The organism is Ensifer sp. 22460 (assembly GCF_052044935.1).
Lineage (GTDB): Bacteria > Pseudomonadota > Alphaproteobacteria > Rhizobiales > Rhizobiaceae > Ensifer.
The window spans coordinates 74073-86331 of sequence record NZ_JBQENZ010000019.1 but is presented as its reverse complement, the minus strand read 5'-3'; the positions used below and the strand labels follow the sequence as shown (position 1 = coordinate 86331).

Below are 12259 nucleotides of genomic sequence, written 5' to 3'. Positions count from 1 at the left end.
TCATGAAAGTTATCGTTCTCGGCGCCGGCATCATCGGCGTGACCTCGGCCTACCAGCTTGCCAAGGCAGGACATGAGGTGACGGTCATCGACCGTCAGCCCGGCCCCGCCTTGGAGACGAGCTTTGCCAATGCCGGCGAAGTCTCTTTCGGCTACTGCTCACCCTGGGCCGCGCCCGGCATTCCGATGAAGGCGATGAAGTGGCTGTTCATGGAGCATGCACCTCTGATCCTGCGCCCGAAGGTCGACACCGCCATGCTGTCGTGGATGGTGAGGATGCTCTCCAACTGCACGTCCAAGCGCTACGCCATCAACAAGAGCCGCATGTTGCGCCTCGCCGACTACAGCCGCATCTCACTCGCCACACTGCGCACAGAGACCGGCATCGCCTATGACGAGCGGATGCAGGGCACGCTGCAATTGTTCCGCACACAGCAGCAGCTCGATGCGTCCGGAAAAGACGTCAAGGCGCTCGCCGCGGACGGCATTCCCTACGAGGTGCTGGACCGCGACGGCTGCATCCGGGTCGAGCCGGCGCTGAAGCACGTGCGCGAAAAGATCGTCGGCGGCCTGCTGACACCGAAGGACGAGACCGGCGACTGCTTCAAGTTCAGCAACGCACTTGCGAAAAAGGCCGAAGACCTCGGCGTGCGCTTCAACTACGGCAGTATCATCCGCGGCCTCGACGTCGAAGGCGGCCGTGTGCGCGGCGTCGTCACCGCGCACGGAACGCTGCAGGCCGACGCCGTGGTCGTGGCGCTCGGCAGCTTTTCGCCGCTGCTCGTCAGGCCACACGGCATCCGTCTGCCGGTCTATCCGGTCAAGGGCTATTCGCTGACGATCCCGATCACCGACGCGTCGCGCGCGCCGGAATCGACTGTGATGGACGAGACCTTCAAGATCGCCATCACAAGGCTCGGCGATCGCATCCGCGTCGGCGGCATGGCCGAAATCTCCGGCTATACCAACGATCTCGGCGAGCCCCGCCGCCTCACACTGCAGCATTCTGTCACCGACCTCTTCCCTGGCGGCGATGTATCGAGGGCCAGCTTCTGGTCGGGCCTTCGCCCGATGACGCCGGATGGCACGCCGGTCATCGGTGCGACGAGGGTCGTGGGCCTCTATCTCAACACCGGTCACGGTACGCTCGGCTGGACGATGAGCTCCGGTTCGGCCCGAGTGATCGCCGATCTCGTCAGCGGCCGCAAGCCTGAGATCGACGCAACCGATCTCGCAGTAGCTCGCTACGCTTAGGCCGGCTCCGTACAACCACTTTCAAGGAAACAGATCATGATCCAGGAAATCCACACGAATGACGCGCCAGGCGCCGTTGGTCCCTTCTCGCAGGCGATCAAGGTCGGCAATCTGCTGTTCGTCTCCGGCCAGCTGCCGATCGATCCAGCAACCGGCGAATTCAACTCGGATGACGCGATCGCGCAGGCCGATCAGTGCCTCAAGAACCTTGCAGCCATTGCAGCCGCCGCCGGCACGAGCCTCGCCAACACCGTCAAGACGACGGTCCTTTTGACCGACCTCGGCAACTTCGCCGAAATCAACAAGGTCTATGCCGGCTTCTTCTCCAAGCCGTTCCCCGCACGCGCCTGCTACGAAGTCCGCGCGCTTCCAAAGGGTGCAAAGGTCGAGATCGAGGCGGTAATCGCGCTCTAAGCGTCGGAGACTTCGCCAAGTGGGCGGCCAACGCCGCCCATCCTCCGTAGCTTAATATCGCACCGGCAGCGTCCATCAGCTTCCGGCGCGTTGTCGTTCCAGCCATTCCGCGATGACCTTGGCNCGCCTCCATGGGAACCATGTGTCCGGTGTGTTCGATAATTTCGAAGCCTGAGCCGGCGATGCCCTGGTGAAGCTCAAGCGCTTCGGTTCGAGACCTCAATCGGTCCCGTTCCCCCGCGATGACGAGGGTTGGACACTGGATCGTTTTCAGATCATCCCGTTCGTCTCGCCGGTCGATCAGCGACTGCCGGCGAAACACTTCACCTCCCAACCGCTGCCCTGCCGCCTGGATGCGTTCGATAATGTCTGCCCGCTCGGCATTGTCAGGATGCAGCGACGAGATTACGGCCGTCCGGCTCAGCCCCTTGAACACGGCACTGCCTGTCTGCCCGGCGATTGCTTTCTTCCGCTGAAGCTCGACATCGCTGTCACCACGTGGGGACGTTGCGATGAGGACGAGCGCGGTTACCCGGTCGGCAGCTTGCCGGACGATTTCCCGAGCCACGTAGCCGCCCATGGAGAAGCCGACCAGCACGAATTTGGACGGCGCTTGCGCTAGGCCGCGGGCGGCCATAGCCGGTATGGAACTGTCCTGCGAAAGATCGGCGTATGTGGTAGGGCCATATTCGCCTAACGCCGGAGCCACGTCACGCCAAAGATCGGCGTCGAGCATGAAACCCGGAACCAGAAGCATCGCCATTTCTCACTACCTCGTCGCGCAAGTCGAGTGACGGTATCGGAAGAAAGAAGACAAGTCGTCAAGGAAAGTCCTCGCTTCGAGCCAAAAGCCGAGTTCAGTTCCGGCTCCCTCACGGTCAGTTGTTCCGGCCACCTGACCTGGTCGCAGCTCCGGTATGAAAGCCCCGACATGCTGGCGCGAATTCTGCAGGTGAACATCGCCTGGCTTCTAGATGGGCAAGGCAGAGGGCCTGCCGAGGCGAGATAAAGCTCAACGGGAAAACGTAGGAACGCCCTCCTGAAACGGTCCGGACGCCCCCCAACGCGAACCGAGATAGACGGGAAACGGCGGGCTGCATTCGCAGCCGGCCGTCGTTTCGCGAAGCTCAGTCTCGTCCGGCAGCCGACTGATCCATCCGCATCTGGCGCAGCATGTTCCGCCCGGCGATGAGCATCTCAAACAGGAACGCCACGAGCGAGACGATGAGCGAGACGATCGCACCGCCGAAGAACCAGAAGAGGTTCTCCTCGCGGAAGCCGAACGCGAGCGCGCCGGCAAGCAGGTTAAGGATCGCGCAGCCAGTACAGATCGCAGCCAAGGTCCCCAAGGCGACCGCTATCTCCAGGGCAAACGTCCGCCGGCGCAGATAGTCCAGTTGTATGCGACGCGCCTCATCGTCCCCATCCTTTTCCCCCACCTCGTTAACCCGATCTGAGACCCTGCCGAGACGTGTCGCATAGACATTGACAAAACCGGCTGTACCGGCGAGCAGGAAGACAGGCGCCAGGGACGTCTGGATGATCGAGGCCAAGTCGTTGACGATTGCTGGTGGCTCCATGAGTACTCTTAATAAATTCGCCTTGATGTGAGTAGCGTCCGATCAACCTACAGCCGCAAAATAGACAATTTTCCGGCGGCAGCCCGGACGACTTTCTGCAACTCCTTACCGAGAGCCGTCCGCTTGATCGCATAGCATCAGATCAATGCGTGAAGCGAGATCGACCCCGGATATGAAGTCCGTGAATTCTCGTTGAAAAGATATCCTCGGCAGGCTCGTCATTTCATTTGGTGCAATGACGAGCGAAACGGATGCTCTTGATGAGCGCCGCGTGAGCGCTAAGGCAGGCCAAGAGGATCAGAACGAACAAGGCGAACGCCACAGACGAGCCGTCGACGAGTGACCAGCCAACTGGCGGAAGTTGCGAAAACGAAACACTGGCGAGCCCGGCGCTGTTTTGCGATATCTGAAGTACAGCGAGCCCGGAGGCGATGAGCGCCGCGTGCGCATGAATGAAGCGAAGCTGAAGATTTCGCTCCGGCCGAACCGCGAGATAACCGCCAACGGCGGCGGCGACAATAAGCGTAAAGGTCACGCCCCAAAAGACCATGTCGGAAGCGGTCACGAGCGTCAGTATAAGCGTGCGCGTCGTCGGCAACATGGTCGTGTACAAAGCCCAGGCGAGCGGGCTGGACGGAGTGTTGCCAAGCAGCGCGACACTCAGAAGCGAGATGGTTGCGAGCAAGCAGGCTCCGCAGGGCCCAAGTCGAATGATTGTCAGCGCTAACGCTCGCATGGCTCCGTTCCTTCATGCCCGTCCACCCGATGTGGGATGTGTGAGACATAAAATATAAGATGATGCTTAATTGAAGCTTACGGGATTGCAGCCTGGATTCGGAATATCTCGCGGTTTCACGGGGACGCCCTCATCAAAGTCTGTCGGCTCCAACCCCTTGATTTGCGGGGCTGAAAGGCGAAATTACGGAGGCAGATGCGGCCGGCCAGCCGGCATGTGTCTCTTTATTGCGACTCTCAGTTTCAATTCTATCTTTATTAGTTATTTTTCTGGAAGATTTCCGGTGAGCTCATTTCTAGGCGAGGCTAGGATGCCCGCAATCGGGGGAATGTAATGGAAATGTCTCGGAGCAAAATAGGCCGCGTTACGCTGCTCGCGGGGGCGCTGTTGCTAGGCGGGTGCCAATCGGATGCACTCGACGATGTCGCTGCCTTCGGCGATAGCGCGAAAACGCTCAACGATGATTCGGCGGTCGCCTTCTACAAGGACGATGAGCTGGTGACCACGGGCAAGCTCCAGTTCCAGGAGAAGAACTACGGAAAGTCCTACGCGATCTACAAGCGGGCGGTTGAGGTCTTTCCGCGAGATCCTGCGGCATGGCTGGGCTTTGCGGCCTCGTCCGACATGGTTGGTCGCTTTGATACGTCGGATCGTGCCTATGCGCAGCTTTCCAAGATGATCGGTGGTACAGCCGTCTACTACAACAATATCGGCTATTCCCATCTGCTGCGCGGTGACCTGCCCGGGGCTCGAACCTACTTCCTGAAAGCATATGAGATTGACCCTTCGAACGAGACCACGGCGAGGAACCTCGAACTGTTGAAGAACAGCGTCAAATACGCCCAACGGTAAGGACCTGACGCCACCGACTCAGGTCCGCCAGGCGCCAAAGCGCTTGGGTGAGTTCCCTCATGCGGTTTTGTTTCACGCTGAACGAGGTGGTGGTATCGCTGGCGCATGCGAAGTGCGCCGAGCCAACACGACAGCTATTGCCTCGGCGGCTTCGGTTTAAAGAATTTGCGGGGCGAGAATCGATTTCAACGTGGCTTTGCCCTACCGGACCTTTCGCAAAACTAGCTTCCCATCCGCTGAGACGGACCGTTCATAGCGCGGCAAGTTAGCGACGGAACCGCCCTGAGGATCGGCTGCGGCCAAGACATCGTCGACGGCGGTTTCCGGAGAGGAGGCCGAATAGGATGATGGCGCCAGCCGCTGTGTTACTTCCTTCCCAGGCGCACTGATGATCATGCTGCCGCCGCTGGAGGTAAAGATACTCGGGCTCATGCGGTCATCGAGATCGGCGACATCTTTTTGCAGGTCCTCGACAGTCTTGCGAACGGCCGCTATATCGTCGGCCTTGGCGCCGTTTGCGATGTTCACGGCCTGCTTGCTGATCTGCTGCTTCAAGCCGTCGATCGAACGCTTGAGGGCAGAAAGGGTCTCCCGGCTTTCTCGCACATCTGCGGCGTTCTTGGCTGTGTAGAGCAAGATGCCGGCGTTGAGCGGCAGCAGCATGAGTGCCAGCGCGATGATCGACATGTTCCTCGAACGGCCTAGCTCCTTCGCGGCGTGCTCGTTGCGCCGCAGCTTGGCGTCCGGCTCGCTCTCGATATCGACATTCGAAATATGAGTCATCGAATTCCTCCGTCACGAAGCTGAGCTGCAGCCCTGACTTTCCGTGTCCCCGAAACCCCGAATGATCCCCCGGGATCACGCTCACTCAAGACATCCCTCGCTATCGCGCCGATGGCTGGTCTGCAACAGTATTTCGTACATTCCTTAACGACATGCTCGCCCGGTTCAGTTCCCGCCTCAGTCCAGTGTGAACACCCCTCCCCAAGCCCGATCCAGCATCTCCAGCGACGCGACCTTCGGCAGGTCGTTGAAATCGCAATAGGAGGAGATGAAATCCAGGAGGTATTTGGGATGGTAACAAGACGCTAGCGTATCTCCCTTGTATTTTCGATCGTAGAACAGGCGCAAATCATCGCTCAACAAATTTACCGCGACCTCGCGCGCGTAGGACTCGAAGATGCGGATATATTCATCTCGCGAAGGGTTATTCACATATATCTTATATTTGAGGCGCCGGAGGCCGGCTTCATCGGAGAGTTCCCGCGGCGCAATGTTGGTCGAAAAGACGACGAGCTCATCGAACGGCACTTTGAACTTCTTGCCGGTATGCAGTGTCAGGAAATCATAGCCGCGCTCGAGCGGTACGATCCAGCGGTTGATCAGCGCCTGCGGCCGATCCTGCTGGCGACCGAAATCATCGATGATGAAGACGCCACCCGATGCCTTCAGATGCACCGGCGCTTCGTAGACATTGGACCCCGGGTTGTAGGTCAGGTCGAGCAGATCCAGGGTGAGCTCGCCACCGGTTTTGATGACCGGTCGCCGGCATTCCACCCACCGCTGATCGGCCTTCGGATGCGGCCTAACCGCGGGCTCGCGCACAGGCTGGTGCGTCGCTTCATCATAGAAACTGATGACATAGCCGCCGACCTCGATGGCGTAGGGCACCCAGATCGTCTGGAGGAAAAGCTCCGAGGTTCGCTCGGCAATGCTGGTCTTGCCATTTCCCGGGGGGCCATAGAGCAGGATGGAACGGCCCGAATTGACGGCAGGCCCAAGTTTCTCGACCAGCGCCGGCGACAGCACCAACCCTTCCAGACTCCGAATTAGCCGCTCGCAGGTGACGCGTTCGTGGTGAATCGACTGCAAGCCGATCTGGCGGCAGAAGACATCGAGAGACACGGGAGCAGGGCCGACATATCCCGACTGCCGCGCCGCCGTCTGCGCGTAGTCCAAGCCCTTCATCGAAAGCGCATAGCGGATGTCGGACTTGATGTCCTCTCCCGCAAGCCCTCTCGCTTCGAGATAGGACAGCTTCACCAATTCCTTGATGAGGAGGTTTGCCAGTACTTTCGACAGCTTCATCCGTTCGGCTAGGTGCGAAGCTGTAACGGTATCCTGTTCGGTCGCACATTTGGCAGCGAGCCGCAACAGGAACGACAACTCAAGCCCGGTCTCTTCAAGACTCAGCGGTATTACCGGCATGCGCGGGTCAAGCGCGACGGCGAAGTCTTCACGATCCTGACTGGGCGAATATTGCATTTGGACCTCGCTCTTGCCTATCCGCCGACCTTCAAACCACTGAGAAGACTGACGACACGAATGACGATGGGGACGAGCACGATGATGAGGCTGACAGGAAACAGGAAGGCGCCGAGCGGCAGCAGCATCTTGATCGGCAGGGCGTTGGCCTTCTCCTCGGCCCGCACCATTCGCAGATCGCGCATTTCCTTGCTGTAGACGCGCAATGTCTGCGTCACACTCGTTCCGAGTTCCTCCGACTGACGGAAGAGCACGGCGAGCGCGCGTGCTTCGTCGATCCTCAAGCGCGTCGCAAGATTGGCCAGGGCCTCGCGCAAGCGGCGACCACCACGCACCTCCAGCATCATGATCGAAAGATGCAGGCCGAAATCCTGTCGCTTCTGGACGAACTCGCGCGCGACACGGTTCGCCGCCGCCTCGATGCTCATGCCCGCATCAAGGCAAACGATCAGCATGTCCATGAAATCGGGGAAGAGCCGCCTATATTCCCGCTCCTTGGCGTCGCCACGGCGGTCGATGTAGATATTGACCAGCACAAAGGTGATGCCTGCAACAATCATTGCGACGAGAAGGATCGCAAGCCTGGACATCTCCGGGACGAACCGGTCCAGGGCCCAGACCGCCGCGACCATGGCCGCGCCGCAAGCAAGCGCGCGCACGACTTGGAACACAGTGACCGCGGGGGCTCCGAAATATCCGGCCCGGATCAGCCGGTTCTGGATGGAATTGGCATTTTGGTCGCGCCGGGTGATTTCGAAATAGCGGCGGATCAAGCGGTTTTCCGCCTCGCCGAGGTCGACAAGGGTGCTATCGCCGAGCTGGAGGTCGTCGCCGCTCGTCTTCGCCGTCGTTTCCGACAGCCGGATACCGACCTCGCGTCGCCGGAAGACAAGCTCGGAAGCGACACCGGAGAATATCAGCACCGCGAAGAAGACGACGAGGTAGATTCCATATTCACCCATCATCGCGGCCTCAGTATTCGAAGTTGACCATCTTGTAGAGAATGACGTTTCCGACCGCCATGATGGCGAGAAGCACGGCGACGATCGTCGCGCCGTGGCCGCTCGCCCAAACAGCATCGAAGTATGTCGGCGAGAGTGCCTTGATCATCGCATAGAGCATGAACGGATAGACCGACATGAAAATCGCGGTGATCCGCCCTTCCGACGAAATTGCTTTGACCTTGGCCTTCAGCATCGTGCGATCTCGCAGGGTCTTTGAGAGATTATGGAGGATTTCGACGAGATTCCCACCCGTGCCCGCCTGGACGCTCAAGGCGATTGCCAGCAGGTTCAGGTCTTCCGCGCCGACGCGGTGGCTGAGATTGACGAGGGCGTCATCCAAGGTGGTGCCATAGGTCAGTTCATCCGTGAGCAGGCCAAATTCCGTTCCGACCGGATCGGGCATTTCGCGCGCTACAAGGGAAATCGCGGCCGGCAGCGGATGACCTGCGGACAGGCTGCGATTGGCAACGTCGAGTGCCTCGGGGAGCTTGAGGGTAAATTTGCGGATCCGGCTGGCCCGTATGCGCCAGACGGCGATGACCGGGATGAGAAGGCAGATTAGCAGGAAGACGGGAATCCGGACCAGGGTGCTCGGAACCAGGAATTGGACGACAAACCAGACCAGCACCGCGCCGGAGATCCCGTAGAGAGCAAAACGCTGCGCGTCGAACTTGATGCCTGACTGTGTATAGAACTGCCGGATGCGCTGAACCGGCGGCAAGGATCGCCAATCTTCGTCGGCGCCGCGCTCCTTCAGCATCGCTCGGTAAGTCTTGAGGTGGTCCTCGCTCGCATTGAGCAGGCCTAGTCGATGATTGACGGCGCGCTTGCGTTCGGACTTCCGGAAGTAGCTGCGCAGCAGCGCCTCGACAGAAACCAGCGACGCGATGAAGACCGCGGCGTAGAGAAGCAGCAAGGTCATGGTTCAATCGCCCCCGTCTGCAACGGTTTCCCCGGATCGAAGATCGCCGCAGGGATCACGATCCCGAGCTGCGCGAACTCCTCGACGAAGCGGGGTCGAAGGCCGGTCGCCCGGAATTCGCCGTGAATGCGGCCATTCTCGTCGGTAGCGGTTCGCCTGAACCGCATGATCTCCTGCATCTGCACGACCTCGCCCTCCATGCCGGTGATCTCGGAGATCGAAACCACTTTGCGGCTGCCGTCACTCAGGCGCTGAACCTGAACGATGATCGTGATCGCCGAGGCGATCTGCGAGCGGATGCTGAGCTGCGACATGGGCATGCCCGCCATGCCGACCATCTGCTCGAGCCGGCCGACTGCGTCGCGCGGCGTGTTGGCGTGAATGGTCGTCATCGAGCCTTCGTGGCCGGTGTTCATCGCCTGCAGCATGTCGAACGCCTCTTCGCCACGCACCTCACCGACGATGATGCGATCGGGTCGCATGCGCAGCGCATTCTTTAGGAGTTCGCGCTGGCGCACTTCATTGCGGCCGTCGAGGGTCGGCGGCCTTGTTTCCAGCCGACCGACATGCGGTTGCTGCAGCTGCAATTCGGCCGCGTCTTCGATGGTGATCAGGCGCTCCTTAACCGAGATCTGCGATGACAAGGCGTTGAGCAGGGTCGTCTTGCCCGAGCCGGTGCCGCCGGAGACGACCATCGACACCCTACCCTTGACGGCGGCGCTCAGGAGGATCCGCATCGCGTTCGCCATCGCGCCATTCTCGACCAGACGCTCCAAAGTCAGCGGCTTGCGCGTGAACTTGCGGATCGAGACGAGCGGTCCGTCGACCGAGATCGGCCTGATGGCGACGTTGACACGCGATCCATCCTTCAAGCGCGCATCGACCAGCGGCGTCGATTCGTCCACTCGGCGCCCGACAGCGGAGACGATCTTGTTGATCACCCGCAGCAGGTGGTCTTCATCCTTGAAACGCACCGCCGTGCTTTCGAGCTTGCCACGCCGTTCGACATAGACGCTGTTGTAACCGTTGATCAGGATATCGGCAATCGAGTCATCGGCAAGCAGCGGCTCGATCGGCCCGAGCCCTAGCATCTCGTCGGTGATATCGCGGATCAGGTCGTTGATTTCCTTGGCATTTAGGGGGAAATTGTTGCGCCGGATATAGTCCTTGACCAGTGGCCTGATCTCGGTAGCGATCTCCTCGTCGTCCATCGTGTCGAGAATGCCGAGGTTGATGCGATCGAGGAGGTAGCGGTGCAGACTGACCCGCTCCGCAACCATGTCGAGCCCGAGCGACTCTTCCAATCTGGCACTTGCCGCGGCGCCGGCAGCCTCCGGATCGGAAATGACGGCAGCTTCGGCCGCTGACATCGGAGAGGGTTCCGCGGCTTCCCTGAGGTCCCCGCCATCCGGCTGTCGCTGCTTGTAGAAACGTCCAATGAACCCGGTTGCCATTGCTTCCTACCCTGTTCCACTATTTGACGATCACCGTTGCTCCGACCTTCACCCGCTCGTAAAGATCGATGATGTCGGCATTGCTCATACGAAAACAGCCCGAGGACGCGAACTGCCCGACGGTCGACTGCTCGTTCGTCCCATGAATGCGATAGAGCGTGTCTGCGCTCCCCCGGTAGAGATAGATGCCGCGGGCGCCGAGCGGGTTGAACGGACCAGGAGGCACCAGTTCCGGCAGTTCCGGTGCGCGCGCCTTCATCTCGGCCGGCGGCCGCCAATCGGGCCATTCGGTTTTTCGCCCCACCTTCACGACGCCGCTCCAGCGGAAACCGTCGCGGCCGACGCCGATCCGATAGCGGATCGCACGCTTGCCGGAGAGAACGAGATCGAGCGTCCGCTCCTGACTGCCGACGACGATCGTGCCGGTCGGATACTTTTTCTCGATCATTACGACCGTGCTCGTTTTCGGCCCGAGACTACGTGGCACGGTCCCGCCCGCCAATGTCGCGGCTGGCGTGAGCGCCAGCCCACTCAAGAGCAGGACGGCCAGCGTCCACCGACCACGCCCGGATCCAGTGCCGCTTCGGTCCATCGATCCACTGCTGCCGTGGAGGAGTGCCGTCATCTCACGAGTGCTCCCAGCTTGCCGACGGCACCGCAAAAGGGCGAGCGCGAGTTGACCTCGTTGGGCAGAACGCCGCGGTTCACCGCCTCGCTGAGCGTGTCCCAGTCATAGGGGATGATGTGCGCATGCGTATCCTTGAACACCTTGTCCACCTGCTCGCGGCGCACCCCAAGGCTGAAGAGCTTGGTATGATACTTATTGATGACGATCTGGATCGAATCCGCGCTGCCCCGCAACCGTACGAGATCGAGGTAAAGGTCTTTGGCTTGATGGAGCGCCGGGATCGTCATCTCCGTGACGATGGAAACGCTGTTGACCGACCCCAGCACATCGCTCTTCCAGGGGGTTTCGTAATAGGGCATGTCGATCACCAGGTGATCGCTCTCGAAGGCGGCGACATCCAGCATGCGCAGCACGAGTTCGGCACCTTTGGGTTCGAGCAGCACCGACGGCTGCTTGAACGAGAGCAGCGTGAAGCCACCCGGGTGATGCTTGCGCACCAGATCGATGAATTCGAGATCGACACGCGCCGGATTGGCGATGACGGTCTTCAGATCGTAGTCGTTGAGAAGGTTGAGGTAGTAGCCGAGCGATCCGGACGAGAAATCAAGATCGAACAGGCCAACACGCGGCGTAACGCCTTTTATCGGCTGCGCCAAGAGATGGGCAAACGACGAGGAAATGACGCTCGCGCCGGCACCGCCCACGGCAGCAACGATGGCATGAACCCGGCTCTCGTTGCCGCCGACGCCTGGCGCATGGGTCGAGATCATCTCGATCAGTGCACGGCGCTCAAGCGGCTTCTTTAGCCAGTCGTCACCGTTCAGCCGAAAGAGCGGCCGCATCAGCTCATCGGACAGAACCTCGGAAACGATCACCATCGGAATATTGCGATGGCTGGCTCGAAACGCAAAAATCTCCGGGTGGCAGAGCATGTCGCCGCAGTCGACGTCGAGCACGATCAGGTTGAACTGCGTCGGATCGAGCTTTCCCGCCTCGCCAAGCGCGCTCAGCGCCATGTGGCGCACCTCGTAACGCGACAGCGAGCCAAAGGTGTCGAGCATAAGGCTTGCCGCCGCCGCATCGTCGGAGAGAACGAGGATCTTGGTCGTCGTTGCAAAGTTCATATGTGCGGTCATCTCGCTCCCCAGCGC

General features: G+C 60.3%; 13 protein-coding genes. 3 read left to right on the top strand and 10 right to left on the bottom strand.

All coding sequences use genetic code 11. The features are described from left to right. The first annotated feature begins 2 nt into the window (after positions 1-2). Positions 3-1253 (top strand): D-amino acid dehydrogenase, encoded by a 1251-nt coding sequence (locus tag ACTJKM_RS22650; RefSeq protein ID WP_058327545.1) that lies wholly within the window; start codon positions 3-5, stop codon positions 1251-1253. A 36-nt stretch (positions 1254-1289) separates the two neighbouring features. Next, positions 1290-1667, top strand: a complete 378-nt coding sequence (locus ACTJKM_RS22645) for a RidA family protein (protein WP_058327546.1) — start codon at positions 1290-1292, stop codon at positions 1665-1667. Here the strand turns inward: ACTJKM_RS22645 and ACTJKM_RS22640 are convergent. The 3 genes from ACTJKM_RS22640 to ACTJKM_RS22630 all read right to left on the bottom strand — a co-directional run bounded on the left by ACTJKM_RS22640 (position 1552) and on the right by ACTJKM_RS22630 (position 3932). After that, on the bottom strand, positions 1552-2403 hold the full coding sequence (locus tag ACTJKM_RS22640; RefSeq protein WP_440660992.1) for an alpha/beta fold hydrolase: 852 nt from the start codon (positions 2401-2403) through the stop codon (positions 1552-1554). The two genes, ACTJKM_RS22645 and ACTJKM_RS22640, sit on opposite strands and share 116 nt — an antisense overlap. A 391-nt stretch (positions 2404-2794) precedes the next feature. Further along, a complete protein-coding gene (locus ACTJKM_RS22635; protein WP_113513952.1) occupies positions 2795-3247 on the bottom strand; it encodes a DUF2721 domain-containing protein in 453 nt (150 codons plus the stop codon). Between the two features lie 223 nt (positions 3248-3470). After that, positions 3471-3932, bottom strand: coding sequence for a hypothetical protein (locus ACTJKM_RS22630; RefSeq protein ID WP_058327548.1), 462 nt, complete (start codon positions 3930-3932; stop codon positions 3471-3473). A 390-nt stretch (positions 3933-4322) separates the two neighbouring features. On the opposite strand from ACTJKM_RS22630, the gene ACTJKM_RS22625 reads away from it, so the two are divergent. Further along, positions 4323-4835, top strand: coding sequence for a tetratricopeptide repeat protein (locus tag ACTJKM_RS22625; RefSeq protein WP_057249407.1), 513 nt, complete (start codon positions 4323-4325; stop codon positions 4833-4835). A gap of 201 nt (positions 4836-5036) precedes the next feature. Here ACTJKM_RS22625 and ACTJKM_RS22620 read toward each other — a convergent pair whose 3' ends face one another. The 7 genes from ACTJKM_RS22620 to ACTJKM_RS22590 form a co-directional block, all read right to left on the bottom strand. After that, positions 5037-5522 carry a hypothetical protein gene (locus ACTJKM_RS22620; RefSeq protein WP_244495568.1) on the bottom strand — a complete coding sequence of 162 codons (486 nt, stop codon included), beginning with the start codon at positions 5520-5522 and terminating at the stop codon, positions 5037-5039. 273 nt (positions 5523-5795) lie between these two features. Continuing rightward, positions 5796-7100 carry a hypothetical protein gene (locus ACTJKM_RS22615; RefSeq protein WP_058327550.1) on the bottom strand — a complete coding sequence of 435 codons (1305 nt, stop codon included), beginning with the start codon at positions 7098-7100 and terminating at the stop codon, positions 5796-5798. A 17-nt stretch (positions 7101-7117) separates the two neighbouring features. Continuing rightward, positions 7118-8065, bottom strand: a complete 948-nt coding sequence (locus ACTJKM_RS22610; RefSeq protein ID WP_058327551.1) for a type II secretion system F family protein — start codon at positions 8063-8065, stop codon at positions 7118-7120. A gap of 7 nt (positions 8066-8072) precedes the next feature. Continuing rightward, positions 8073-9026 (bottom strand): type II secretion system F family protein, encoded by a 954-nt coding sequence (locus ACTJKM_RS22605; protein ID WP_058327552.1) that lies wholly within the window; start codon positions 9024-9026, stop codon positions 8073-8075. After that, positions 9023-10480 carry a CpaF family protein gene (locus ACTJKM_RS22600; protein ID WP_058327553.1) on the bottom strand — a complete coding sequence of 486 codons (1458 nt, stop codon included), beginning with the start codon at positions 10478-10480 and terminating at the stop codon, positions 9023-9025. Before ACTJKM_RS22600 ends, ACTJKM_RS22605 begins: the two co-directional genes overlap by 4 nt. A 19-nt stretch (positions 10481-10499) precedes the next feature. After that, entirely contained in the window at positions 10500-11072 is a 573-nt protein-coding gene (locus tag ACTJKM_RS22595; protein ID WP_082663542.1) for a L,D-transpeptidase, read from the bottom strand. 29 nt (positions 11073-11101) lie between these two features. After that, a complete protein-coding gene (locus tag ACTJKM_RS22590) occupies positions 11102-12244 on the bottom strand; it encodes a pilus assembly protein (protein ID WP_058327554.1) in 1143 nt (380 codons plus the stop codon). Positions 12245-12259: the final 15 nt, after the last annotated feature.